Below are 24,312 nucleotides of genomic sequence, written 5' to 3'. Positions count from 1 at the left end.
TGATGGAAAACAAGGAGGGTATTCTCATTCTTGTTTAGATCAATTCGTATATAGATACGGCAGCAATCGCAGTTCATGGGGTCGGGCACATGCCATCAGGGCAATTGGAATGCGTTCTGATCGGGGACGAGTCGCTTCTGGTGCAATGCGCCGAGATCGTGCGGGCCCATGGCCATGCCGTCGCGATGATCGTCACGGACAATGCGTCGATCCGAAACTGGGCGGAAGGCCTTGGCCTCCCGGTCTGCGCCTTCGACGGCGACGTCGAGGTGCGGCTCGCGACGGTCGCCTATGACTGGCTTTTCAGCGCGGCCAACCTGCGCATCATCCCGGATGCACTCTGGCGCAACGCACGGCAGGGTGCGGCGAATTTTCATGACGGTCCATTGCCGCGCTATGCCGGCCTCAATGCGCCGGCCTGGGCGATCATGGAGGGCGAGGCAGGCCATGGCGTCACCTGGCATGCGCTGACGGGGCGGGTCGACGAGGGCGAGATCTATGCCCAGCGCATGGTCGAGATCGGTCCGGACGAGACGGCACTCACCCTCAACACCAGATGCTTCGAAGCGGGCATCGCGACCTTCGAGGAAATGCTGACCGCCATCGAAGCAGGCGCGCTAGCGCCGCAGGCGCAGGATCTGTCGCAGCGCACCTACTACGCCAGGGACCGCCGCCCGGCGGCCGCTGGAACGCTGCGTTTCGACCGCGATGCGCAGACATTGTCGCGCGTGGCGCGCGGGCTCGATTTCGGCTCGGGCTATGCCAACCCGCTGGCCCGGGCGAAGGTGCGCACCGAAGCCGGCCTGTTCGCGGTCACGAAGTTCGAGGCAATCGGGCACGCCGACGGCCAGCCCGCAGGCACGGTGATTTCGGTTTCGGATGACGGCGCCGTCATTGCAGCGGCAGACCAGCATGTGCTGGTGCAGGGGATTGGGCTCGGGCGGAATGCCGGCAAGACGCTGAGTTCCTGCCTCAGCCAGGGGATGCGCCTGCCTGCGATGAGCGACGCCGAAGCACAGGCGCTGGACGAGGCAGTTGCTCGGGCCGCCAGCCATGAGGGGCGCTTCCGCAAGGCGCTTGCCGCCGCGCGCGATGTCGATTTGCCCGACGTGAGGGCATGGTCGCCGGACTGTGACCCACGGGTGATCGCGCAGCCGTTGCAATTGCCGGTTCCGGCAGGAGCCCGCGCCGCCGCCATTGCCGCTTTCCTGGCTCGTTTCTCCGGCCAGGATTCCCTCGACATCGCCTATGCGACGGATGCCGTCGCAGCGCAGAACAATCAGTTCCCCGGGTATTTCGCAAAGTCAGTTCCGTTCCGCTTCGAGGCTCCGGACGGTGAAACGGCCGAGGCTTTCGCAGCCCGGACCAATGAAGCCCTGGGCAAGCAGCGCGAGCGCGGCACCTACGTGTCCGATCTCGTGGAGCGCGTTCCCGGACTGGTTGTTCCGCGCCTGACCGTCGGGCTGGTGGAAGCCGCGTCGCCGTCCCAGGATCGCCTTGTCGAGGGGGCGGGTCTGACATTTGTGCTCGGTGCGGACGAGGCCCTGGTATTGGCCGATCAGGCGCGGATTGGCGCGGGCGACCTTGCCGACATGCTGTCCCGGCTGGGCACATTCGCCGCTGCATTTGCCGCTGGCGACAAGGCGGTTTCCGACCTGCCGCTGATGTCCCAGGAAGAGCGCCAGCGCGTGCTCTATGGCTGGAACGAGACCGCCCGCGACCATGACCGCACGGCTTGTGTGCATACGCTGATCGAACGCCAGGCCGAACTGACGCCGGACGCCATCGCGGTCGCCTTCCGCGAGCGGTCGCTGAGCTATCGCGAACTCGACGAAAAGGCCAATCGCGTCGCCAACCGCCTGATCGAACTCGGGGTGAAACCCGACACGCTGGTCGGCCTCCATGTCTCGCGTTCGCCGGAGCTCGTGATCGGGGCGCTGGCGATCCAGAAGGCGGGCGGTGCTTATGTGCCGCTCGACCCGACGTTCCCGGCCGACCGGCTTGCTCTGATGGTCGAGGACAGCGGCGCGCCGGTGGTGCTCAGCGAGCGTTCGCTCGATGGATCGCTTGCCGTGGACGGCGCCCGGCGCGTGAACATTGAGGACGTCTTCGCGACGCCAGGCAGTGCTGACCGGCCGCGCAGCGGTGTCACCCCGGCCAACCTGGCCTACATGATCTATACGTCGGGCTCGACAGGGCGGCCGAAGGGCGTGATGGTCGAGCATCGCAATGTCGCGAATTTCTTCGTCGGCATGGATGATCGCATCACGATCGATGAAGCCGGGCAGCCCGTATGGCTCGCCGTCACCAGCCTGTCTTTCGACATCTCGGTGCTGGAGCTGTTCTGGACGCTGGCGCGTGGCTTCAAGGTGGTGATCCATGCAAGCGACGTGCATGAGCACAAGAACGATGCAGTGCCGCGCCGCCGCGCAGGCGGCAAGGCGCCGATGGATTTCGGTCTGTTCTACTGGGGCAATGACGACGGCGCCGGGCCGGCAAAGTACCGGCTGCTGCTGGAAGGGGCGAAATTCGCCGACGAGCATGGCTTCCAGGCGCTGTGGACGCCGGAGCGGCATTTCCATGCCTTCGGCGGTCCCTATCCGAACCCCGCGGTGACAGGAGCTGCGGTCGCTGCCGTGACGAAGAACCTGGCTATCCGCGCAGGCTCCTGCGTCCTGCCGCTGCATCACCCGGCGCGGGTCGCCGAGGAGTGGGCCATCCTCGACAACATCAGCAACGGCCGCGTCGGCCTGGCCTTCGCGTCGGGATGGATGCCCGAGGATTTCGTACTGCGGCCGGAGAACGCGCCGCCGCACAACAAGGCGGCTATGCTGCGTGACATCGAGACCGTGCGCCGCCTGTGGCGCGGCGAGAAGGTCGAGTTCGATTTCGGCGGTGGCAAGCTGGGTGTCGTGACCCAGCCGCGGCCGGTGCAAAAGGAGCTGCCGGTCTGGATCACCACGGCCGGCAATACCGACACCTACCGCGAAGCCGGTCGCCTGGGCGCGAATGTGCTGACCCATCTGCTCGGCCAGTCGATCGACGAGCTCGCCGGCAAGATCCGCGTCTATCGCGAGGCGCTGGCCGAGGCTGGCCACGACCCGAGCGCGCACAAGGTCACGCTGATGCTGCACACGCTGCTCGGTGCGGATCGCGAGGAGGTGCGGGAGCGTGCGCGCGGCCCGATGAAGGACTATCTGCGCAGCGCTGCGGCACTGATCAAGCAATATGCCTGGGCCTTCCCGGCCTTCAAGAAGCCGCAGGGCGTGGTCCAGCCGATGGACATCGACCTGCAGTCGCTGCAGCCGGACGAACTCGATGCCATCCTGGAATTCGCCTTCCTGCGCTATTTCGAAGACAGCGGCCTGTTCGGCACCGTCGACGATGCGCTCGACCGCGTCGACCAGATCGCGACCATCGGCGTCGACGAGGTCGCCTGCCTGATCGACTATGGCATTCCGAGCGACATCGTGCTGGAGCGTCTGAAGCCGCTGGCCGAGGTGGTTGCACGGTCGCGTGGGGCCGAAGCGGACGAGGCCATGCCACAAAGCGCGCTTGCAGCCGACATCGCAGCTCATGGAGTGACGCACCTGCAGTGCACGCCGTCGATGGCGCGCATGTTCCTTGTCAACGAGGAGGACCGCAAGGCCCTCAAGCAGGTCCGTCATCTGCTCATCGGCGGTGAGGCACTGCCGGCGTCCTTGCTGGCCGAACTGCGCAAGGTGACCTCGGCGCCGGTCGAAAACATGTATGGCCCGACGGAGACGACCATCTGGTCCTCGACGATGATGGCCGACATCGGCGAGGGCGTCGTGCCGCTCGGCAAGCCGATCGCCAACACTCAGCTCTATGTGCTCGATGCTTCCCTTCGTCCGGTCGCGCCCGGCATGGCCGGCGAACTCGTCATCGGCGGCGAGGGCGTGGCGCGCGGTTATTTCGGCCGCGACGACCTGACCCGCGAGCGCTTCGTGGCCAATCCCTTTGCCGACGGCAGGATGTACCGCACCGGCGATCTGGTGCGCTACACCACCGACGGCGTCCTGCAATTCCTCGGCCGCACCGACCATCAGGTCAAGGTGCGGGGTTATCGCATCGAGCTCGGCGAGATCGAATCGCGGATCGCCGAGTTCCCCAGTATCGCCGAGAGCGTCGTGATGGCCCGCGAGGATCGCGCCGACGACGTGCGCATTGTCGCCTATCTGCGCCTCAAGGAGAAGAAATTCGACGAGAGTGCCTTGCGCGCCCATTTGGCGAAGTCGCTGCCGGAATACATGGTGCCGGCGCATTTCGTGACGCTCAACGCCTTCCCGCTGACGCCAAATGCCAAGGTCGATCGCAAGGCCCTGCCGAAGCCTGAGGCCAAACGCGAGGCGGAAGCCGAGATCTACGTCGCACCGGTCGACAACGTGCAGAGGGAAATCGCTGAAACCTTCCGCCGGATCCTCGGCGTCGAGCGTGTCGGGCTCAACGACAGCTTCTTTGCGCTCGGAGGTCATTCGCTGCTGGCCGTGCAGGCGCACCGGGAACTGAAGGCATCGGTCGCACCCGACATCGCCATCACCGATCTGTTCCGCTTCCCGACGGTGGCAGCGCTTTCCGGGCATCTTGCCGACCGCGGCAAGTCCGATGAGCGGCTCAGCCAGGTTGCAGACCGCGCCGCCATGCGCCGAGCCGCGCTCGGCGACCGGCGCGCCGCGATGCAGCGCATGCGAGAAAGCTGATGGGCCTCCTCGCCGGGCTATTCGATGGGCATGTGGCGACAGCGCAGGGGGATCCCCGCTCGCTGGCCGCAGTGATGTATCCCATCGAGCAGTCATATGTGTCGCGCGCGACGGAATCCCGCCGCCGCGAGTTTGCAGCAGGCCGATCGCTGGCACGCCAGGCCATGGTGTCGCTGGGCGTGCCGCCGACAGCGATCCCCGCCGCGGCCGACCGAGCGCCGATCTGGCCGGCCGGCATCGTCGGAAGCATCAGCCATTGCTCCGACTGGTGCGTGGCTGCCGTGGCGCGCGAAAGCCAAGATTGTAGCGCGCTCGGCATAGATGTCGAACCGGCAACGCCGCTGGACGAAGACCTCCTCGACACGATATGCGATGACGACGAGCTACGGTGGCTGGCGAGGCAGGCTGAGCCTGGGCGAGGGCTCCTGGCGAAGGCCATCTTTTCCGCCAAGGAAAGCGTCTACAAGGCTCAATACCCGCTATCGCGACAAATCATCGATTTTCATGCCGTTTCGGTAGCGTTGGATATGGTCAGCGGCAGCTTCCTTGTCAGGTTTCGCGTAGACGCCGAGCCGTTCCTGTCCGGCTACCAAGCCAGTGGCCGCATCGCGATTACATCCGAATTCATTGCCACTGGTGTTGCGCTGAAAAACGTCAAGGAAAAAGCCGCGCAAAGGGAATTGTCGGCATGAGCCTGGTGCAATACGACGAACAAAGGCACATGGGCGCGGCCATGGAAGCTACCGCGCGCGGCCAAACGTTGCTCCTGGTCACCATGGTGCGTCTGCGTCGGGGACCACGCGGTCTGCAACTGGATGACCAGACATGTGCCGGGCTAGTACGCTGGACCGAGCATTTCGAGCGTGTCGTCTATTGCGGTCTGTTGCAGGAGAGCGATGACTGCGACGACGCGTCCGTGACCTGGGTCGACATAGATAGCCTGCCCAATCGGGACCGCATGCGCATCGTGCCGCTGCCCTTTGCCTACAAGATCGGAGCATTTGCCCGTGCATATCGGGCAACGCGTCGGCAACTGGCGAAGGAGATCGGCAAAGCCGACAAGCTGTGCTTCACGCTTGGGTACGTCTTTGGTGATTGGGGTGGTGTTGCTGCCCTCGAAGCGATCAAACAAGGGCGCCGTTTCGCGACATGGTTTGACCGCGTCGAACATGACGTCCTGCGCAACACGTTGCATGCTTTGCGGTTTCGACGGCGCGTCAAGGAAAGAATGACGCTGCCGGTGATGATAGCCTATCATCGACATTTGGTGCGCAAGTCCTCGCTTGGCCTTTTCCAGGGCATGGATACTTTCAAAGCCTACGAGAAGTATTCGTCCAATCCTGCCTGCGTCTATGACGTCCACACGCAGCCGGAGGATTTCATCAATGCCGAACAGATCGAGCAAAAACTGGTGGGGATTGGGGCGGCTGCACCGCTGCGCATCGTCTATGTTGGGCGTGCGGTTGCAATGAAAGGGCCGGAAGACTGGCTGCGTGTCATACACGGCATCGTACAGGCTGGCGTCGATGTTCGGGCGACCTGGCTCGGTGACGGTCCGCTGCTGGACCAGATGCAGTTGACGGTAAAGCAGCTTGGCCTTGGAAACCATGTCGAACTGGCCGGCTATGTAGGCGACCGTGACAAGGTGCTAGATGCCTTACGCGAAAGCCATCTCTTCCTGTTCTGCCACAAGACGCCTGAATCGCCGCGCTGCCTGATCGAGGCATTGGTCTCGGGGTGTCCGATCGTGGGATATGGTACCCACTATCCGGTGGGCCTGGTCGAAGGTGCCGGCGGTGGCCTGTTCAGCGCCATGGATGATTTCGCGGGCCTGGCAAAGCTCATTACCGAACTGGATCGGGATCGCGGCCGCCTTGTCAAACTGGTGCGTGATGCTGCCTCATGCGGTCGTCGTTTCGATGAGGCGACGGTCTATCGTCAACGCGCCGAACTGATTGCATCCTACGCGTGATGTGGGGCTTGCGACGACTGCTGGTGCTGTGCGCGGGATTGTTCATTGCTCCGGCGGCAAGCGTCCTTTCCGCCGCGGAGCAAACCCTGGAGCGGGTTGCGCCGATGAGATTGTTTGTTTCCGGCCACAGCCTCACGGACCGGCCGATGCTCGACAAGCTGGCGGAAATGGCCGCGGGCACAGGCCGGCCCGTTGTCTGGAACATGCAGAACATCGGCGGCTCGTCGCTCGAACAGCGCTCCATGGGATCCGATCCCGAGCGCCCTTGGTCGGGCTTCAAAGCTGGCATGGATCGCAATGGCGGCTCCGTCGACGTCCTCGCTGAATTTCGCCAACCGTCCGTTGGGGGTGCGGCCTATGACGTTCTGCTCGTGACGGAACTGCACTCCCTGCTCGACACGATCATGCGGCAAGGCACGGTGCGCTATCTCGCCGAATACCAGGGCCGATTCCTCGAGACCAATCCCTCGGGGGCGATTTGGTTCATGGCGCCGTGGCTGGACGTGTCAGACAAGGAGGATCCGCGCGACTGGATCGCCTATGAGCGGCTTGCCTTGCCGGTCTGGCGATGCGCGGTGCAAGCCGCCAGTGGTGCCGCGGCATCTGGCAAGAGCACGTCAGGCATCGGCTTCATCCCGGCGAGCCTCGCCCTGGCCGAACTGGTCGACCATCTCACCAGCGCTCCCCGCGCTGGCTTTGAAGATATGTCACCTGAAGACATCGTACGGGCGCTGTTTACCGACACCGTCCATTCGACGGAACTTGGCGAGGCCTATATCGCGCTGATCGTCCTGGCGACGATCGAGGGGCTGGACGCGCAGACGGTGCGCATGCCGGCGGGAGTAAGCGACGCGCAAGCGCAGACGCTGAAGAGCTTCGCGGCGGATTTCCTCAGCCGGTACCGTGCCGAGCCTCTTGATCAATGCTCCGGCGGTATTTCACTCTCGTTTGCCTGGGCTTATTCCGGCTATGTCGGCAAGACCTATCGCGCCGACTTCTCCTGGCCGCGCGTGGCGATTCAGCGCCTGCGGGATACGGCACGGTTCGGCTGGAACCTGCGCAATGCCTACAGCGATTGACCTGCCGCGTTACTGCCGGCCGTGCAGGTAGAGCGCCAGCGCGGCCATGGTTCCGATGGACTGATGCACCGTGTATTCCTGCTGCATGATGACCGCGGGGTGCTCGACCAGATATTCGTGATAGGGCAGGGAAAAGCGTGGCGGTTCGATGCGGCGCTGCGGCGCGTTTTCGGTCGTGCCCGACTCTGCCAGCGGCGACCATGCCGGGCCGAACACCCAGCTGTAGGCGGTCGCGTTCTGTGAAGCGAAGCCAAAGATGGTGATGCCGCTCGGCGCGGCGACGCCCATGGCACGGTGATCCTCGTGCAATGGATGCAGGATCTGTCGAGCCCCGATCCCGGTCACGAAACTCAGGCCTACCTGATTGACCCCGACCATGGCCTGAAATCCCTGTTCCATGACCTGCAGGATCTGTGGGTCGCCCGACAGAAGATGCGCGCGGATCAGCGTCTGCGTCTGGTTGTAGTCGGGCGCGCCTCCTTCTCCCCACCCGGCAGGGGCATAAGGATGCTTCATGTTTGGGTAGGCGGCATGTTGCTGCGCGTTGGTGATGATTGCGGCTTCCGCGGCGAATCGCGCCGCAATCTCCTCGCCTATCCCCGCATCCGAGCCGGCTGTCTTGAGATAGTCCCAGGCAGCATCGCCCTTGTGTGCAAAAAGTCCCTGGTCATCGCGCCAGGACGCTTCGAAGATATCGCGATGTTCGGTGCTGCCGAGGAGCCGGTAGAGTGCTGCCGCCGCGCCGCCGCGATATTCGCGAGCGATACCTTGCAACTGCTCGCGTCGTGCAGGCCAGCCGCCCGGTCCGAACGCGCCGGTCTCCGCAGCGACGACAATCGCGTCGCGATAAAAGGTGTCTGGGTCGGCGAAGCCGCGTTCCGCGGCCGCCCACGCTGCGCGGGCGCTGTTTTCGAAAAGCACGGCGGCGCCCGCTTTGCCCCGTGTTTTCAGAATGCGCGCAAGTTTTGCGGCAACAGCGGCGTATTTGTAGGTCGAGATATGGTCGGGCGCGTAGGCATAGACCTCCTGCCGCTCGAGATAGCTTGGTTCGCCCAGCATGGGATGCGCTGCGCTCTCGATCCCGCCGCGAATGCCTCCGTCGTCGGTCTGCAGCCTGCGGAAGAAATCCATGACCCAGATCGCTTCATGGAGAAGGTCCGGCAGATCGTCGGTATCGCGATAGGTGGGGTTGGTGAGCAGGGCGCTCGACTTCGGCAGATCGAAGCTGGTCCCGCGCTGTGCCTCAGGCAGGGCCTCGAAGGCTTCGAGCAGAAGGGCCGCGACCTCGACATGCTGGATGCGACGATCCCAGTCGCCTGCATCCATGTAGCCGCCCCAATAGCTGTCCGGCGCTTTTCTTTCGGTGCGCCAGCGCGGCTTCACACCTTCCTCGAAGGCAATGAAACCCGTGTCGAAATTAGACGACCAGGCCAGTGGCAGCCTGCTTTCGACGATGGACATGTCGGGGCCGGGCCGGAAGGCGACAGGTCGGCTGTAGCCGAAGCGCCCGTCAATCTCGATGCCGCTGCGCTGGTGGTAGAGTCCCGTCATGGAAACCCGCGCTGCGCTCAGCCAGGTATCCGGTTCGACCTGAAATGGGTCCGAAACGCCGAGGCCCGGAACACGCAGTCGGAATGGTCCGCCTGACTGCGGCATCCAGGCGGAGTAGTCGAGCTCGAAGACGAAGGTTCCGGCGCGGTTGGCGCTGTATGCTAGGGTGGCTGTTGCCTGGGGGGAGAGGGTTGCCGGAAGCCGCCCGTTTGGATCGTCCAGCGTGAATGCGTTGGCCGTGGACTCGAACACGGTGCCGAAGACCGCACTGGGGTCCTGTTCGCCGCCCAGTCGTTCGAGACCTACACGCTGACCATCGGTCAAGCCGTGTGGCGCAACCGTCGTCACGCGCCGGGCATTCGTGTCGAGTGACCGGATCACGATGCGCGGTGCGGTTGCCGAGGTGTAGTCGATCAGCGGCTTGGGCAGGCCATTGCCCGGTTCGGCGTCACCAGGATCTTTGCGCAGGTTGATGGCGCCAGCGAAGACCGTCTTGCCTTCGGGATCGATGATGTCGAAGGCGGTAGTGCCGTAGTCCCTGAAATCGACCGCGCCGTCGTCCTTGCCGCCCGGCAGCCAGAGCGCAAGAAAACCGGCCTTCGCCGTGTCCTTTGTCGCATGTCCAAGTTGCGTCGAACGGATCGCCACCGCGCGGGTCGTCCGGTCGTCGAAGGTGAAGCTTCGGTCGGCCAGCATGCCGTTCGGCCAGCGGATGACATGTGTGCCCTGCGGCAGGGGACCGTCGAGCTTGAGATAGATCTGGTGCTTGAAGGCGGCGCCTGTCCGCGTGTCGCCATTCGGGCCGGGATAGAGCCCGGAATCGTAGGGCATGGATTTGCGATGAACCGAGATGACGCGACGTCCGCCAATCGTACCGTAGAGGCCGGCAGCATCGACGCTGGCTCGGTCGAGGAATGTGCCGGGTGGCGTGTCCGAGAGCCGGACATGGTCGGCTTTCGGCCCGATGACCAGGCCCGGCACCCCATCGACGGCAGTCCACCGCCCGCGCATCGCCGGCATCGGCTCGGGCAAGGTCACGATCCGCCCACGCACGAACGACGGATCGCGCAGTTCGACAGCGATGATATCAGGCGCAGCCATGGCGATCTCCGCGATTTCGATCGCGGGTGGATTGGCGCGAGCACTCGCCGGCAAGACCAGCAACGCCATGAGAAACACACGAAATGCGAAGACCACGTTGTCGTTAACCTTCCGTCGGGTTGTTCTCGGACGTTAACCCGGAGTTCCCAGGCGCCATGTTATTGCACCCATGTCGAGCCATAAGGGTTATCGTTCTTTGAAGTTCGGGGTGCTTTTTCTCGCTTTGCTTGCGATTTTTCCGCTCGGCTTGCTGTTAAGAAGCACGCCCGCGCTGCGCAAGCCATTCTGGATAGTTTTCGGCGCCCTGCCATTTTTTGCCGCCGCCATCCCGATGTTCGACATCGGATTGCTTTCCTGGTCCGGCTATTGGATTGGCTTCGTATACGGCCTGCAGGTGACGATCATCGACTTGCTCGCTGCTGCGGTTCTCTTCACCTTGCCCCGCGGCAGGCTGCCCATGTGGTGCAAGCTGCCGTTCCTTCTCTACATTTTCGCTGCCGCGCTTTCGCTGTTGCAAGCCGATGAGCCGGTCGCCGCGAGTTTCGGCCTGCTGCAATTCGTCCGCATCTTCTTCGTCATGGTGGTGGTGGCTCGTGCCAGCGCTGATCCGGATGTGCCCTTCCTGATCCTGAAAGGAATGGCGATTGGCATGGCGGCGCATTTCGTTGCCGTCCTGTACCAGCGATTCCAGCTTCAATTGCCGCAGACGATGGGTCTCTTCATCCATCAGAACACGCTCGGCATGGCGGCCCACTTCGTCCTCTTCCCGCACCTTGCCCTTCTTCTGGCCGGCTATCGCCACGTCCGTTATCTGGTCGGCATGGTTGTGGCGACGATCGTCGTGGTCGTCTTCACGGCATCGCGTGCGACGGTCGGGTTTTCGGTGATCGGATTGGGGACGCTGTTCGTGACGCAGGCGCTTGCCGGCTTGACGCAGCGCAAGATGGCAGTCGGCTTTGCCGCGCTCGCCTCGCTTCTCATCGTGGCACCCCTGGCAATTTCCACATTCTCCAACCGCTTCGAACTCAATCCGCTGGGAGAAAGCCAATATGACGAGCGCGCGGCCTTCAATCGTGCGGCATCGCTCATCCTTGATGACTATCCGCTCGGCGTCGGCATCAACCACTACGTTCATATGGCCCGGGACTTTGGCTATTCGGAGCGAGCTGGCGTCATCGGCTTCGAGGGTAACCGCAATAACATTGTCCACAACGCTTATTGGCTGACCGCCGCCGAGGCCGGATATCCGGGTGTGATCGCGTTCTGCATCATGCTGATCGTGCCCATGTTCGTCGCGTGGTGGACCGGCTGGCGCTCGCGGGGCACGCTGGAGGGCAATTTGCTTCTCGGCTTCGGCGTGACCCTTCTGATCGCTTATCTCCATTCCTTCTACGAGTGGGTGATCTTCATCAAGGAAATCCAATATCTGCTGGGCATGACGATGGGCATGGTCTTCGGCATCGCCTTGCGCCTGAAGGCGCCGGGCACGAACGCACGGCAAGCGGTGCCAACGAAGGTGATGCCGATCAATGCAGTATGAGGACAGTATTAACCATGAACAACGAAAGTGGCACCGATACGGCCATTTCGTCCGGCATCATCGAACATCTTCAGCATATGTCAGGGGTTGCACGATAGCAGCTTTGGGTTGTTGCCAGATATTGTTGGGAGCGATTCGATGAAGTTGCTTGATGGACGGAGAAAGCTGTACGCGGCACGCGACGCCATCGTCGCCAGCCTGGCGCTGCTGAGCTTGCTTGGCTTGCCCGGCAATGCCCTGGCCGAGACGGCCGAGTACGAGCTTGGTCCCCAGGACCGATTGCGCATCCATGTTTCCGAATGGCCGGCGCTGACCGGCGAGCTGACTGTTGGTGCCGGCGGCGACATATTGATGCCGATGCTCGGTCAGATTCCGGCAGAGGGGCTGAGCACGCCTGAACTTGCGGCCTCGATCGCGGCGCGCCTCCAGGAGAAGGCCAATCTCCAGCAGATGCCAGACGCGACGGTCGATATCGTTGCGTATCGTCCCTTCTATATCCTCGGCAGCGTGACCACCCCTGGCGAGTATGCCTATCGGCCCGGCATGATGATTCTCAATGCCCTGAGCCTCGGTGGCGGCGCCTATCGGCCGGAGCAAGGCTCGCAATGGGACCTCGAACGCGTGGCGATTTCGAGCCGGGGCGAGCTGAAACTCAACGAAGCGCGGCGCTGGGATCTGCTGGCCGAGCAGCAACGCTGGCAGGCACAGCTCGATGGTGCCGAGGACATAGGCGCAGCACCCGGCGGTGCAACTCCCGAACATGCAAAAGCTGTCGAGGAGCAGCGTCGTATTTTCGCTACGGAACTTGGGCGCCATCGTGCCGAACGACGCAGCCTTGAAGCGTCGATTGCCATGCGACAGCAGGAAATCGGGGCGCTTGACCAGCAGCTTGCCGACGTCGCCGTGAAGTTGGGTTCAACGAAAGGCGAACTTGAGACGATACGTCGACTGGCCAAGCAGGATCTCGCCGTTCATCGCCTTGGGCCGCTGGAGCGCAGCCTGAGCGACGTTCAGCGCGAGCAGCAGGATCTGGAGATCGGCAAACTGCGGGCGCGCCAGGAAATCAACATCGCGACGCGCGAGATCGCCACACTGGACGAGCATCGCCGGGCCGCGGCTCTGTCTGGCGTCCAGCGCATTGCCATCGACCTGCGCGCTATCGCCGAGCAGAACGACACCTCGACCCGGATCCTGGACAGCGCTGCGTACTATTCATCGAACCTCTCCCGCTTGGCCGAGTCCGAGACTGCCCCGCAGTTGCGCTTCAGGATCGTGCGGACCGACGACAACGGGACGTCCGAGTTCGACGCCACCGAAACGACGCGCGTGCAGCCCGGAGACATCGTCAAGGTCTTCCGCGTGGCAACGGAGATGACCGGTGCGCTGCAGGTCGAAACGCCGACGACCCGGCCCTGACCACCGCAGCACTGGCTTACTGTAGGCACCACCATGCTTGAATCGCGACACCCGAAGGAATTGCCAATCCAGCAGGGCGTGGCGTCGGACGCCAGTCTCTATGACTGGCGCTGGATGATAAGATCGGCCCTGAAGGGGTTCTGGCTTATCCTTGCGGGTGGCGTGCTGTGCGGAGCGCTTGCGGTTGCCTATGTCTCGCTTCGTCCAGCGCTGTATACGGCGTCGGCCGTGCTCAACATCACCAATCTGCGGCTGACCACCAGCGGCGAGGACGCGTTCTTCACCGAGTCGCAGTTCGATCCGACCTTCCTCGAGACGCAGATCGAGACCATCGGCTCCACGCCGGTTCTTTCCAATGTCATTCAGACGCTGAAGCTCGGCGAGCCTGACGCATTGGATCAGCAGGGTGCCCTCAAGGCGTTGCGCGGTGGCCTCGCTATCCAGCGCCTCGGCCAGAGCAATCTGGTCGAGATACGCTATACATCAGGGACCCCCCAGCATGCCGCGACCGTCGCCAACGAGGTGGCGCGTGCCTACATGGCAAAGCAGGAATCGGACCGTGCGGAAGCCGTTCAATCGGCCAGCGGGTGGCTGCGGGACCGGCTTCGCGAGGCAGGTCCGAAGGCGCAGGTGATGTCTGCTGCCACGCCGCCGGTCGACAAGAGCAATCCGCGTGGCCTTGTCATCATAGCCCTGGCGGGGATTGTCGGTGGCGCGGCTGGCTTCGTGGCTGCACTGACGTTGGCGTTTCTCGATCGCAGTTTCCGCCGAACAGACCAACTAACCTCCGCCGTGGGTGTAGAGTGCTTCGGTGTGATTCCGAATGTGCAGCACGATCACGCTTCTTCGAAGCAGGGCAGTCCTGCGCTTTTGTCGGAGATTGCCCGCCGCCCCCGGAACGCCGGAATGGCAGACGCTGCGGCTGGCTAGCGTAGCAATTCTTCCCTTGGCCGCCACTCCGCATATGCGGTCACTTGGCGTGACCTCGGCACTCCCGGGCGAGGGCAAGACCGTGCTCGCCGCCAATCTTGCGCTTCATATTGCCCAGATGGGCAAACGCGCTCTGCTCGTCGATGCCCAATCCTATCGGCCGGAACTGTCGAAATCCATGGAGTATGCAATCGCCGCGGCCTCGTCGACTATATCGAGGGACGCGAGAGCGACCTGAAAGCCCTGATCGTCCAGGATACGAGAACGGGGCTGGACACCTTGCCCTACGGCCAGGCCGGCAAGGCGCCGGGGATGTTGTGGGCAGGCCGCATGGAGCACCTCCTGAACCAGGCAGCGGCCTATGATCTGGTGGTTTTCGACCTGCCTGCGCTCGACGCCGCCGGTGATCTTCGCGCATCGGCTCGTTTCATCGATTCCTTCGTCCTGGTCGTCGAAGCCGGTCGTGTTTCCGACGAGGCGCTGTCTGTGGCATTGTCGGCAACGCCGCCCGTTTGGGAAAAACTAGTTGGGTCGATCCTCAATCGCTGCGATCCCCAACCGGTATTCAAGTGGCTGCCGACTTTCGGGCGCTAGATACAATTTCAGCTCTCAGGCAAAACAGGACAGGGCACGGGCCTGATGGCTATTTCTGCGAAACGCCTCCTTCACGGGGCAATCTGGACCACCGGCGTCTATTTCGTCTCGGTCGCGCTGCGGTTCGGGTCGAACGTAATCCTGTCACGACTGGTCATGCCGGAAGTCTTTGGCGCGCTGCTGATCATCGGCACCTTGCGCAATGGTATCGAACTGATCTCTGACGTTGGCATTGGCCAGAATATTGTCCACAACAGCAAGGGCGAGGAACTCAGGTTCCGGGACACGGCCTGGACCATCCAACTCATCCGAGGCTTCCTTCTTTCCAGCCTGATGTTCCTTCTGGCTGCACCGCTGGGGCAGCTCTATTCCCTTCCGTCTTCGGCGATTCAGCTGTCTGCGGTCGTCCTCTTGCTTGGGGGAGGCACCTCGGTCTCGATCTACATGCTGCAGCGCCAGCTTCAGTTCGTGAAGCTGAACCTGTTCGATCTCATGGTCGAGTTTGTGAATGTCGGCCTAGTGATTGCGCTGGCGCTCTACAGTCCGACGATCTGGTCGCTTCTCGCTGCCAATATCTTGGCGATGGGCGTGCGAACGCTCGCAAGTTACTTCTTGCCCTATGGCCGCGCGTGGTTCGCATGGCAGGCATCCTATGCCCGCGAGATCATGTCGTTCGGCAAGTGGATATTCCTGTCTTCCCTGCTCTCCTTCCTCTGCGCCAGTTTCGACAAGCTCTATCTCGGCCATGCGGTGCCGCTTGCCGTGCTTGGCGTCTACGGCATAGCGCGGACGATTGCCGACCTTCCCTCGGTACTGGTGGGCCGGCTCAGCCATTCCTTGATCTTTCCAGTGGTTTCCTCGCGCAGGGGCCAAGAGATGGGCGTGCTCCGCGCCGAGATGCGGCCGCTGCGACTGCGGCTCCTGCTTGCTTTCGCCGCGTGCATCGGCTTTGTGGTTTCGGTTTCGGATTTTGCGGTCTGGCTCGTCTACGACCCACGCTATCAGGATGCAGGCTGGATCCTGCCGGTTCTCCTTCTCGGCGTCTGGTGCTCTCTCCTTTGCACCATATCGGAATATTCGCTGCTGGGGCTTGGACGTCCCGTGTACGGTGCGGCGGGCAACATGACGAAGCTGCTGTTCATGGTCGTCGCGATCCCACTCGGCTTGCAATTTTATGGCATTGCCGGCGCCGTCTTGATGATCACCGCCAGCGAACTTTGCCGTTATTTTCCCATCCTGATCGGCCAGTATCGCGAGCGGATCGCCTTCTTCCGGCAAGATGTGGCAACGACCGCATTGCTCGTGCTGTTCATCCTGATGTTTTCCTTCGTTCGTTATGAGGCCGGCTACGGGACGGCATTCGACGGCGCGCTGGAGGCGTTCCGCTCATGAATGCTGCAGTCCCGACCGTTGGCGTGGTGGTGATAGGCCGCAACGAGGGGCCCCGCCTGGTTGCCTGCCTGGAAAGCCTCGGCGAGCTGATCGTCAACACGGCCTACGTCGATTCCGGCTCGACCGACGGCAGCGCGGAGGTCGCGGAAAGGATGGGGGTGGCGGTCGTGAGGCTCGACATGGCTGTTGCCTTCACTGCGGCGCGGGCCCGCAATGCCGGACTTGCCCAACTCCGGCGACTGGTCCCGACTGTCGAATTGGTGCAGTTCGTCGATGGCGACTGTCGGATCGACGCGGGCTGGCTGGCTGAAGCTGCCGGATTTCTCGCCGAAAACCGAGCCTACGCGATCGTCTGCGGCCGCCGTCGGGAACGCTTTCCGGATGCGACCATCTACAATGCCCTGTGTGATCGCGAATGGGACACGCCGATTGGCGACGCGCTCGCCTGTGGCGGCGATTGCCTGGCGCGTGTCGATGCACTTGCCTCAATCGGTGCCTATGCGGCAGACCTGATTGCCGGCGAGGAACCGGAAATGTGCGTGCGCCTGCGTGCAGCGGGCTGGAAGATCTATCGGCTGGAAGCGGAGATGACGCTGCACGATGCGAACATCACGCGTCTTGGCCAATGGTGGAGCAGGTCGAAACGCGCCGGCCATGCCTTCGCGGAGGTTGCACATCGTCACCTAGGATCGCCCCACGAAATCTGGCGGCGCAACGTGTTGCGTGCCGTGTTCTGGGGCTGCGTGCTGCCGCTGGGAGCAGTGCTGGGCGCGGTGATATTGCACCCCGCGTTCCTGCTTCTGCTTGCCGCATATCCGCTGCAGATCGCCCGCATCGCGTTGCGCGAGGGCGGGGACCGGCTCGCCTGGCTCTACGCGGCCTTCGCGTTGCTGGCAAAGTTCCCCGAGATGCAGGGCGTTGCGCAATATGCGCTGAACCGCCTGATGGGCCGACGCCAGGGGTTGATAGAATACAAGTAAGTATTCTACTCGGCGGCGGGCTGGAAGTTCGCTCCGCCTTGAAGCGGGCTCTGTGCCGAATTGCTGTTGTGGCCAGTGCTGGTAGCTTCCGTGAAAAGCCGCTGCAACTCGAGCGCCAGACGTTTCCGGTCATGAAGGCGTTCGACACGTTCGCGCCCGACCTTGCCCATGCGAGCCAGGACGTCTGCCGGTGCTGCCAGGGCTGACCGCATAGCGTCGACCAGTTGCTGGTGGTTGCCTGGTTCGACCAGCCATCCGCACTCTTCATCCACGAGTTCAGGGATGCCGGCGATCGTCGTGGAGATGACTGGGCGAGACAGTGCCAGCGATTCCATGATCGCCACCGGCAGGCCTTCGGCGTAGCTCGGCAGCAGCATGGCGCGGCTCTCCTTCAGGATTTTCCGAACCTCATCGTTGGATGCCCATCCCGGCAGGATGACCTGTGCGCCGACATCGTGACGCTCGATTTCGGCCTCGATTTCCGCCCGGCTTTCACCGTCGCCGACCAGAACGACCTTCATATCGGGAAATTCCGCCCGCAATGCCGCGACAGCAGCGGGAACGTGGACCTGGCCCTTCTGGGGACAGAGCCTGCCGATGCACACCAGTGTGCGGTTCTCGCCTGGGATAGGGGTCGGTTCGAAGTCCTCCAACTTGAGGCCGCATCGGGAAATGACAATTTTGTGTGCGTCCCCGTGATTGGCGAGCGATGCGAGCAGGCCGCTGCAATAATCGGAGATCGCCACGACAAAAGCGGCATGCTTGATCTTGAGGTCGAAGCTCATATGCGCAGCGTCAGTGAATTCATCGGGACCGTGCGCGGTGAAGCTGTAGCTCGGCCCGCCAAGCAGTTTCGACAGCATCGCGACGGCGGCAGGATTCGTGCCGAAATGCGCATGGACATGAGCAATGCCCTGTCTGCGGGCTTCCTGGCGCAGATAACATGCCTGCATCAGATAGGCGATGTGATGCACAAGTCCGGCATAGGCATTGCGGCGCATCTGCTGGAACACGGGGAGAGCATGAATCAGACCGCGCGGGTTTGTCAGGATTTCCCGCCCAAAGGCAACGATGAGCCCCGCAGCATTGCCGGTGAGGAGGTAGCGGGTCGACACCATCTCTGCCTGATCGGACCGGTCAACAAGCGTCCCGCCAAAACGGCGAACGGAAAGCCTCCCAATTTTGAGGCCGAGTTCTTCCAAGGCTTCGATTTCACCTCGGATGAAGGTCGTACTCGGTATCGGGTAGGTGTTGAGAAGATATGAGATCTTCACCGGTTGGCTCCATGTCTTGCTCGCAAGCACGACTATCGGAAAGCAATTATAGATTTATTGAAAAGAAGGAATTTCTCAAATCTTATTTCAGAATCTGGAAACAGGCGCCTCATTTCTGCTGTCGAGAGCAGGCGGCTGCCACGCACCAGCGAAGCCGCGTTGTTTCGGTCGTCCTGACGGCTGAAGAAACCAAGCGCAAACCGGTGTAGCAACTCGACGCGCAGTCGTTCCGGCAGGTACTGGAAGCCGATAAACCGGAAGTGCGGCTCGTAGGGAAACCAGTAGTTTGGTGTCTGGACGTAGTGACGTTCGCCCAGGCGTCGTACGTTCTCGGCGAACAACCGCATGTCGGGGATCTGGCCGACGTGTTCGATCACCGAATTTGAGTGTACGAAGTCGAACTTCTGGCCCCGGAGCAGGGCCTCGTCGGTGGCGCTGCCTTCAATCGCGGCAAACAGACGGGTATTCTTGACATCGACGGGGTCGGTGTTGACCAGCGTGATATGCAGAACGCCGGCATGATCCTGAATGAATTCTGCGCCGATATCCCAATATTTTTCGGTGCCGCCCAAATCGAGAATTCTGCAACTCCCCTTGGCACGCAATATGGACTGTATGATCTCCTGGACAAGCTTGAACCGGTTGGCCCGGAACTGGCTCTCCCGACTGTTCCGGTTGGCGTATGGGTCCGCGCGCCCCGAGCTTTTCCGTTCGGTCACGTCCACCTCCGTATCAGCCATCTCCTGCGTCCCGTAGCTTGAGCCAGTACATTTCAGGTCACGTGTAGCAAATGCTGATGGAAGATGTAGGCAATTGTTAACAATTGGTTAATTGGCAGCTTAGGTTGAGTCCAAGTCGTCGATATGCTCGAACCTAGGGCCTTCAAGCCCCTTGATCCACACGGCTGCGCGAGGGAGCGGGATAAAATTGTTTGAATGAGACGCAAACAGGACTTGCAGCGCTTCTGTGCTTTTCTAGATTCTGTGGGACCCAGGTCAGATGGAGGACATATGGGGCAGTTTTAGGCGCCCTTGTGTCGCTCTTGGCACCCTATACAGGCCGCGTGTCCAAGCTGGCCGGAGTGACTTTTGGACTTCGTGCTTTTCCGGCATGCGAGATGACTCCGCCCCATGGATATGTATTCGCCTCGCGTGTGGTTGCTCGAAGCGGACCAATACGGGCCCTATCCTCGATGACTGATGCAAAGCGTGGCCTCAAGGCCGGAAACGGTCGGCTATGCCGGCCAGTTAGGCCTCCCGCATGCGCTGCCAGTAGTACCGTCTTGGATCATCGCGGCGCGTCGCCTTGGCTTCTCGAGCTTGCACCGCGGGAGCAACGACACGACTTGAATTCAGCAGTTCGATATTTCAGGCTTGGAAATGACCGCTGAAAACACGTCCCCTAACTTGCCTGCTTCGCAGGCCGAAAATCACACCAGCCGGAACGATGTCCGCGCGGCATTCAAGGTAGATATCGTCGTCATCGGCGGCGGTCAGGCCGGGCTCTCCTCGGCCTATCATCTGCACAAACTTGGCCTGACGCCCGGCAGGAACTATCTCGTGCTGGACAAGAACACGGGAGCAGGGGGCGCATGGCAACATCGGTGGCCGTCCCTGACATTGAGCACGGTCAATCGTATCCACGACCTTCCCGGCATGCAGTTTGCCGACGCGGTCGATACCAGCGCTACGGAAGTGAGAGCGTCGTCGGCTGTGCCGCAATATTATGCGGCCTACGAGCAGAAGTTCGGTTTGCCTGTCTACCGTCCGGTGACGGTCAAGGTCGTCTGCGCGCGCAACGAGAGGTTCCGCATAGAGACCGACAGGGAAACTTTTTCCGCCCGCGGCCTCATCAACGCGACGGGAACTTGGGAAACGCCTTTTGTGCCCGAATATCCCGGCGCTGGGCGGTTCGAGGGCCGGCAGTTGCATACGCGCGACTATCGCACGGCCGACGAATTCACGGGCAAGCATGTCATCGTCGTCGGTGGCGGCGTCTCCGCCCTGCAATTGCTCGACGAGGTCTCGAAGGTTACCTCCACGACCTGGGTGACGCGCCGTGAGCCGCAGTTCCGCGAAGGCCCGTTCACGCCTGAGGACGGGCGCGCCGCGGTTGCCCTCGTCGAGGACAGGGTCAGGCGCGGACTCATCCCGGGGTCTGTGGTCTCGGTCACGGGCATTCCGATGACCCCCGCGCTCGAGGCCGCACGCGCACGCGGCGTGCTCAATCGCCTGCCGATGTTCAGCGAGATCACCGAGCATGGCGTCCGTTGGGCTGATGGGACGGAACAAAAGGCCGATGTCATCTTGTGGTGCACCGGCTTTCGCAGTTCGCTCGACCACTTGGCGCCGCTGCAAATCCGCGAGGACAATGGCGGCATCGTCATGTCCGGCAAGCTGGCGACGCAAGTTGCCAAGGACCCGCGCATCCACCTCGTCGGCTACGGCCCTTCCGCCTCCACGGTGGGAGCCAACCGGGCCGGCGGGGCGGCGGCAAGGGAACTTGCCGGCTATCTCGGCCTGGCGTGAAGGATTGCCACCGGGTCGCCAGGGCGGCGAAAGCCCCTTTGGTCAACTGGTCAACGCAGGCGGCTTAGATCCGCGGCCCTGTTGTCGATGATCGCCTCCATGGAGAAGAAGCCGGTCACCGTCGCCAGGTCGAAATTGGTGATGAGCTTCTGGTAGAAGGCGTCGTAGCCCGACATGCCCCTGGTCACCACCTTGATCAGGTAGTCCCAGTCGCCGCCGATGCGGTAGAAGTCGATGACCTCGGGCAGGCGATCGACATGCTTGCGGAAATCGTCGGCCCATTCCTTGGAGTGGTGGCGGGTGCGGATCATCACGAAGACGGTGAGGTCGTAGCCAAGGGCTGCCACGTCGATGTCGGCGTGGGTGCCACGGATCAGGCCGGTGGTGTTCAGCCGTTGCAGCCTGCGCCAGCAGGCGTTCTGCGACAGCCCGACACGTTCGGCCAAATCACGCTGCGAGATCGAGCCGTCCTTCTGAAGGCATGCCAGGATCTTGCGATCAATTTCGTCGATCTTTTCCATGATCGGGATCATATGACCCAATTTGGCGCTGCTGTCGCGAGAAAACGATGAGGTTTCTCCACCGAAACGCGATTAGACTCTTCGCCTATTCCGATCTGGAAAAGTTTTGCTGTCAGAGGAGCGCGAAGATGTCCGCCAACGCCGGTTTGCTGCAGGGTTTCAGGCGGGGCCTCGCCGGCGACACGGTCGCTGCGCTGCAGGCCGGGCTGGTCGGCCAGAACGCCAGGATCGAGGGCCCGTTCGGCAGCAAGGCTCTGGTCTATGCCGACTATGTCGCTTCGGGCCGCGCGCTGATGCAGATCGAGCGCTTCATCCTCGAGGAAGTCCTGCCTTACTACGCCAACAGCCACACCGAGGCGTCCTACTGCGGCGGCTTCATGACCCGGCTGCGCCGCGAGGCGCGCGCCGCAATCGCCACTTGTTGCGGTGCCACCGGGGACCATGCGGTGATCTTCGCCGGGTCGGGCGCCACCGCCGGCCTCAACCGGCTGGTCAAGCTGCTCGGCGTCACCGACGCAGTGGCCGCCGGCAAGCGCGTCCGCGTCATCATCGGCCCCTACGAGCATCATTCCAACATCCTGCCCTGGCGCGAGAGCGGCGCCGAGATGGTCGAGATCGCCGAATGTGCAGCAGGCGGTCCCGATCTCGCAGCGCTCGATGCGGCGCTCGCGGTTCCGGCCGACCTCACCGTCTGTGCCTTCTCGGCTGCCTCCAACGTTACCGGCATCGTCACTGATGTCGCCACCGTCACCCGCCGCATCAACTCTGCGGGCGCCAAGGCCGTCTGGGACTATGCCGGCGCCGGTCCGTATCTTCCCATCGCCATGACGCCGGCGGAAGGCGTCGAGACCGACGCGCTGGTGGTGTCGCCGCACAAGTTCATTGGCGGTCCGGGCGCCTCGGGCGTGCTGATCGTTCGCCGCGATGCCGTGGTCACGACCAAGCCGTCATGGCCGGGCGGCGGCACGGTCAAGTTCGTCTCTCCGACCGGCCACGACTACAGCGACAACATCGAGGCGCGGGAGGAGGCAGGTACACCCAACGTCGTCGGCGATATTCGTGCGGCGCTCGCCTTCCTGGTCAAGGATGCGCTGGGTGCCGAGGCCATGCAGGCGCGGAATGCCGAACTCACACTTCGGGCGATGGCTGCCTGGCGCGGTATTGACCGGCTGGAGCTTCTGGGGTCGCTCGAAGCGCAGCGGCTGCCGATCTTCTCGTTCCGGGTCCGCGACGGCAAGGGCGGCCATGTGCATCAGCAACTCGTCACGCGCATGCTGAGCGACCGCTTCGGCATCCAGGCGCGCGGCGGCTGTGCCTGCGCCGGGCCCTATGTCCACCGGCTGCTCGGCATCGGCGCGGAGGAATCCGAGCAGATGCGCGCGGCGATCAAGGCCGGCGAGGAAATGAAGAAGCCTGGCTTTATCAGGCTCAATTTCAGCGTCCTGCTGCCCGAGGAGAAGGTGAAGTTCATCCTGGATTCGGTTGCACGGATCGCCGCCGACGCGGCCCAATACGTGCCGCAATATGATTTCGATGCCAGCCGCGCGATCTTCTATCCGCGCATTGCCGAACTGGCCGAGGCGTAAATCATGGCAAGGCCCGACGTCGCCGCCTTCTTCGATCCCCGCACCTGGTCGGTGCAATATGTGGTCAGCGATCCGCAGACGAAGCTGTGCGCCATCATCGATCCGGTTCTTGATTTCGACGAAAAGTCGGGTGCCACAGCGACAGCCAATGCCGACCGGCTGCTCGACTTCGTCCGCGACCAGAACCTTGAGGTGCAGTGGATCCTCGACACGCACCCGCATGCCGACCATTTCTCGGCGGCCTCCTATCTGAAGGCCAGGACCGGCGCACCGACCGCCATCGGTGCGCGCATCGTCGATGTGCAGAAACTCTGGGCCTGCATCTACAACTGGCCGAGCCTGCGTACCGATGGCTCGCAATGGGACAGGCTGTTCGAGCAAGGCGACAGCTTCGACATCGGTGGCATCAAGTCCGGCGTGATGTTCTCGCCCGGCCATACGCTCGCCTCGATCACCTATGTCGTGGGTGACGCCGCCTTCGTGCATGACACCGTCTTCATGCCGGATGGCGGGACCGCGCGGGCGGATTTTCCCGGCGGCAGCGCCAGGGCATTGTGGTCGACGATCCAGGACATCGTCGCTCTGCCCGGCGACACGCGCATCTTCGTCGGCCACGACTACCAGCCGGGCGGCCGCGAACCGCGCTGGGAAAGCACCGTCGCCCGGCAGAAGGCCGAGAACATTCACCTGACGCGCTATGGCCGGGAAGATGAATTCGTGGCTTTCCGCAACGAGCGCGACAGCACCTTGCCGATGCCGAAGCTGATCCTGCATGCGCTGCAGATCAACATCAATGGCGGACAGCTTCCGGAGCCGGAAGCCAACGGCACACGTTATCTGAAATTCCCCCTCGGCGCCCTTGACGGTGCCGCCTGGGGTTGAAGGCCTCCACCTGGAACCGGTTTGATTTTCGGCGCGTGTCGGGTTCGGCTTCAGGTCACCAAGCGAGCTGGACCGGTCGAAGAGCGCTCGACGAGATGACAGGCGAGTTCGACGCGGCGCGGCGGCATCGGAAGCCCCGAGAGATTGTCGCGTGACGAGGCCTTCGCGCAAACCAGCGCCGGCAGCATCTTTAGGGGCGGCGTTTCGCGGGCTCAGCGCGAATAGCTGCTTCCCGGGTCATGCTT

At 62.7% G+C, this 24,312-nt stretch carries 18 protein-coding genes; 14 read left to right on the top strand and 4 right to left on the bottom strand.

Annotation, left to right across the window (positions count from 1 at the left end; all coding sequences use genetic code 11):
* The first annotated feature begins 89 nt into the window (after positions 1–89).
* The 4 genes from WHT83_RS24355 to WHT83_RS24340 are packed head-to-tail and all read left to right on the top strand — an operon-like array spanning position 90 to position 7,772.
* Positions 90–4,721: a MupA/Atu3671 family FMN-dependent luciferase-like monooxygenase gene (locus WHT83_RS24355; protein ID WP_341878524.1), complete on the top strand. Its 4,632-nt coding sequence runs from the start codon at positions 90–92 to the stop codon at positions 4,719–4,721.
* Complete coding sequence (locus WHT83_RS24350) at positions 4,721–5,413, top strand: 4'-phosphopantetheinyl transferase superfamily protein (protein WP_341878523.1); 693 nt, start codon at positions 4,721–4,723, stop codon at positions 5,411–5,413. The genes WHT83_RS24355 and WHT83_RS24350 overlap by 1 nt, the downstream gene beginning before the upstream one ends.
* Complete coding sequence (locus WHT83_RS24345; RefSeq protein WP_341878522.1) at positions 5,410–6,693, top strand: glycosyltransferase; 1,284 nt, start codon at positions 5,410–5,412, stop codon at positions 6,691–6,693. The genes WHT83_RS24350 and WHT83_RS24345 overlap by 4 nt, the downstream gene beginning before the upstream one ends.
* 8 nt (positions 6,694–6,701) lie before the next feature.
* Positions 6,702–7,772, top strand: a complete 1,071-nt coding sequence (locus tag WHT83_RS24340; protein ID WP_406874072.1) for a hypothetical protein — start codon at positions 6,702–6,704, stop codon at positions 7,770–7,772.
* Between the two features lie 9 nt (positions 7,773–7,781).
* Here WHT83_RS24340 and WHT83_RS24335 read toward each other — a convergent pair whose 3' ends face one another.
* On the bottom strand, positions 7,782–10,424 hold the full coding sequence (locus WHT83_RS24335; protein WP_341878520.1) for a glycoside hydrolase family 9 protein: 2,643 nt from the start codon (positions 10,422–10,424) through the stop codon (positions 7,782–7,784).
* Between the two features lie 169 nt (positions 10,425–10,593).
* Here WHT83_RS24335 and WHT83_RS24330 point away from each other — a divergent pair, with 169 nt between their 5' ends.
* The 7 genes from WHT83_RS24330 to WHT83_RS24300 all read left to right on the top strand — a co-directional run bounded on the left by WHT83_RS24330 (position 10,594) and on the right by WHT83_RS24300 (position 17,276).
* Complete coding sequence (locus tag WHT83_RS24330) at positions 10,594–11,964, top strand: O-antigen ligase family protein (protein ID WP_341878519.1); 1,371 nt, start codon at positions 10,594–10,596, stop codon at positions 11,962–11,964.
* 87 nt (positions 11,965–12,051) lie between these two features.
* Positions 12,052–13,380, top strand: a complete 1,329-nt coding sequence (locus WHT83_RS24325) for a polysaccharide biosynthesis/export family protein (RefSeq protein ID WP_406874071.1) — start codon at positions 12,052–12,054, stop codon at positions 13,378–13,380.
* Between the two features lie 78 nt (positions 13,381–13,458).
* Positions 13,459–14,310, top strand: coding sequence for a Wzz/FepE/Etk N-terminal domain-containing protein (locus WHT83_RS24320; protein WP_406874070.1), 852 nt, complete (start codon positions 13,459–13,461; stop codon positions 14,308–14,310).
* A gap of 49 nt (positions 14,311–14,359) precedes the next feature.
* On the top strand, positions 14,360–14,548 hold the full coding sequence (locus WHT83_RS24315; RefSeq protein WP_406874069.1) for a hypothetical protein: 189 nt from the start codon (positions 14,360–14,362) through the stop codon (positions 14,546–14,548).
* Positions 14,549–14,640: 92 nt separating this feature from the next.
* Entirely contained in the window at positions 14,641–14,904 is a 264-nt protein-coding gene (locus tag WHT83_RS24310; protein WP_341878516.1) for a hypothetical protein, read from the top strand.
* Positions 14,905–14,949: 45 nt separating this feature from the next.
* Positions 14,950–16,296, top strand: a complete 1,347-nt coding sequence (locus tag WHT83_RS24305; RefSeq protein ID WP_183263791.1) for an oligosaccharide flippase family protein — start codon at positions 14,950–14,952, stop codon at positions 16,294–16,296.
* Entirely contained in the window at positions 16,293–17,276 is a 984-nt protein-coding gene (locus WHT83_RS24300) for a glycosyltransferase family A protein (protein WP_341878515.1), read from the top strand. Before WHT83_RS24305 ends, WHT83_RS24300 begins: the two co-directional genes overlap by 4 nt.
* A 5-nt stretch (positions 17,277–17,281) precedes the next feature.
* Here WHT83_RS24300 and WHT83_RS24295 read toward each other — a convergent pair whose 3' ends face one another.
* Both WHT83_RS24295 and WHT83_RS24290 read right to left on the bottom strand, forming a co-directional pair.
* On the bottom strand, positions 17,282–18,550 hold the full coding sequence (locus tag WHT83_RS24295; RefSeq protein ID WP_406874068.1) for a glycosyltransferase family 4 protein: 1,269 nt from the start codon (positions 18,548–18,550) through the stop codon (positions 17,282–17,284).
* Positions 18,551–18,582: 32 nt separating this feature from the next.
* Entirely contained in the window at positions 18,583–19,290 is a 708-nt protein-coding gene (locus tag WHT83_RS24290; RefSeq protein WP_341878513.1) for an SAM-dependent methyltransferase, read from the bottom strand.
* A 639-nt stretch (positions 19,291–19,929) separates the two neighbouring features.
* Here WHT83_RS24290 and WHT83_RS24285 point away from each other — a divergent pair.
* Positions 19,930–21,078 (top strand): NAD(P)-binding domain-containing protein, encoded by a 1,149-nt coding sequence (locus WHT83_RS24285; RefSeq protein WP_341878512.1) that lies wholly within the window; start codon positions 19,930–19,932, stop codon positions 21,076–21,078.
* 50 nt (positions 21,079–21,128) lie between these two features.
* Here the strand turns inward: WHT83_RS24285 and WHT83_RS24280 are convergent, their stop codons facing one another.
* A complete protein-coding gene (locus WHT83_RS24280; RefSeq protein ID WP_183264000.1) occupies positions 21,129–21,611 on the bottom strand; it encodes an Lrp/AsnC family transcriptional regulator in 483 nt (160 codons plus the stop codon).
* A 116-nt stretch (positions 21,612–21,727) separates the two neighbouring features.
* On the opposite strand from WHT83_RS24280, the gene WHT83_RS24275 reads away from it, so the two are divergent.
* Both WHT83_RS24275 and WHT83_RS24270 read left to right on the top strand, forming a co-directional pair.
* A complete protein-coding gene (locus WHT83_RS24275; protein WP_341878511.1) occupies positions 21,728–23,185 on the top strand; it encodes an aminotransferase class V-fold PLP-dependent enzyme in 1,458 nt (485 codons plus the stop codon).
* Between the two features lie 3 nt (positions 23,186–23,188).
* Entirely contained in the window at positions 23,189–24,067 is an 879-nt protein-coding gene (locus WHT83_RS24270) for an MBL fold metallo-hydrolase (protein ID WP_341878510.1), read from the top strand.
* Positions 24,068–24,312: the final 245 nt, after the last annotated feature.

The sequence above is a fragment of the Aminobacter sp. P9b genome, assembly GCF_045345995.1.
Lineage (GTDB): Bacteria > Pseudomonadota > Alphaproteobacteria > Rhizobiales > Rhizobiaceae > Aminobacter > Aminobacter niigataensis.
The sequence above is the reverse complement of the archived record's forward strand: the minus strand, read 5'-3'. Positions and strand labels throughout refer to the sequence as shown.